The organism is Halomonas sp. (assembly GCF_052095765.1).
Classification (GTDB): domain Bacteria; phylum Pseudomonadota; class Gammaproteobacteria; order Pseudomonadales; family Halomonadaceae; genus Halomonas.
Map to the genome: position 1 here is coordinate 15,361 of NZ_JBQDJZ010000064.1, position 1,681 is coordinate 17,041.

General features: G+C 57.6%; 2 protein-coding genes and 1 pseudogene. 1 reads left to right on the plus strand and 2 read right to left on the minus strand.

Annotated elements, in window-relative coordinates; all coding sequences use genetic code 11:
* A pseudogene (locus ACTH3D_RS09190) lies at positions 1-413 on the plus strand (lipoyl synthase); the annotation flags it as partial.
* Between the two features lie 149 nt (positions 414-562).
* Here ACTH3D_RS09190 and lipB read toward each other — a convergent pair.
* Positions 563-1,201, minus strand: a complete 639-nt coding sequence (lipB, locus tag ACTH3D_RS09195; RefSeq protein WP_441666772.1) for a lipoyl(octanoyl) transferase LipB — start codon at positions 1,199-1,201, stop codon at positions 563-565.
* Positions 1,202-1,203: 2 nt separating this feature from the next.
* Positions 1,204-1,464 carry an HP0495 family protein gene (locus ACTH3D_RS09200; RefSeq protein ID WP_441666773.1) on the minus strand — a complete coding sequence of 87 codons (261 nt, stop codon included), beginning with the start codon at positions 1,462-1,464 and terminating at the stop codon, positions 1,204-1,206.
* Positions 1,465-1,681: the final 217 nt, after the last annotated feature.

The following is a 1,681-nucleotide window of genomic DNA, read 5'->3' on the forward strand; positions in this document are numbered from 1 at the left end:
GCTACCGCAAAACGCTGGATGTACTAACCCATGCCAAACGCCACAATCCCCGCATCATCACCAAGACCAGCCTGATGCTGGGGCTTGGTGAAAGCGAAGAAGAAATCTACCAAACCTTTGACGACTTACGCGCGATTGGCGTGGACATCGTCACTCTGGGACAATACCTGCGCCCTACCCGCAACCACTTGCCGGTAGAGCGCTGGGTCACACCGGAGGAGTTTGAGCATTATCGCCAGGTCGGCCTAGAGAAAGGCTTCATGGAAGTGCCCTCCGGCCCGCTGGTACGCTCAAGCTATCGTGCCGACCAGGTATTCGAGAAAAACAACCTTGGGCTGCAGCTGTCTGCCCATGCCCGGGTGCCGGACCAGGAACCCAACCCTAACATCATCCCCGTGCGTCACGTGGGCTAGACACCAAACACACGCTGCTCTTTAACGAGCGCATCAGACAAGCAAGCCTTCTAAACAAAAGCGCGCCCGGACGGTCCATCTGGGCGCGCTTTTATGATCCACTACCACTCCCTATTCAGTGGTCAATGCCAGTACTGGCCACCGAGCGACTAAGCCGGCTCTTCGAGCAGCTCACAGCCCAGCTCCTTCGCCAGACAGTCGGCCAGCCGCTCTCCTACCGTCAGGGCTGAGGGCATCTGCCCAATAATCAGGTCAGCCATGCGTGTCATCTCAAGATCCGCATAGCCGCACGGGTTGATGCACTGGAACGGTGACAGGTCATTATCGACATTGAGCGCCACCCCATGGAAACTTGCGCCACGTCGGATACGCAGCCCTAGCGAAGCAATCTTGCACCCACCAACGTAGACACCGGGCGCATCAGAGCGGGCAGATGACGCAATGCCATACCCAGCCAACAGATTGATGACAGCATTCTCGATGTTACTGACCAACTCGCGAACACCCAGCCGAGCACGACGCATATCAATTAGCGGATAGGCAATGACCTGACCCGGGCCGTGATAGGTCACCTGGCCGCCGCGGTCGGTGTGTACCACCGGGATGTCACCGGGCATCAGCAGATGCTCAGGCTTACCTGCCTGGCCCTGGGTAAAAACCGGATCGTGCTCAACCAGCCACAGCTGATCCTCAGTACCGCTGTCCCTCAGATCAGTCAGTTCGCGCATGGCCTGCCACACCGGTTTGTAGGGGCGCCGCCCCAGCCGATGCAGCCTGATGGATGACACTCTTACACCACCATATGGACGCGGCCTGTGGCCTTAAGCGCCTCAAACAACGACTTGATCTGCTCTTCTCCCGTCGCACGGATGCTGAGGCGCGCAGAGAGATAGCGCCCATTACGGCTTGCTACCAGCTCAATGGTTGAGGCGTCGAAAGTAGGATCAAACTGCTCGACCACTCTGGCAACCGCTTCGCCAAAGTCGTCCGCCGCATCACCAACCACCTTGAGCGCGTAATCGCAAGGAAACTCAAGCTTCGGCGGCCCCATTGCAGCACCCGGGGCGGGCTGGCGGAGATCTCGTATCTGGTTGCTCACCTCTGGCACCTCCTTACGGTGAAATATCAGGCTCACTCAATGCGACTTCAGTACCATGCTCAGCCAAACCAGCCGCCGAACAGGTTGCTGAAGAAAAGCAGGATCGAATCGATCAGTCGATTGAAGAAACCGACCTCTTAAATGGGTTCAAGTGCCAGAAGATCACGCT

Excerpts from the sequence above, each read along its gene's own strand:
- ACTH3D_RS09200 (WP_441666773.1), bottom strand. The coding sequence starts at position 1,464 with ATGGGGCCGCCGAAGCTTGAGTTTCCTTGCGATTACGCGCTCAAGGTG.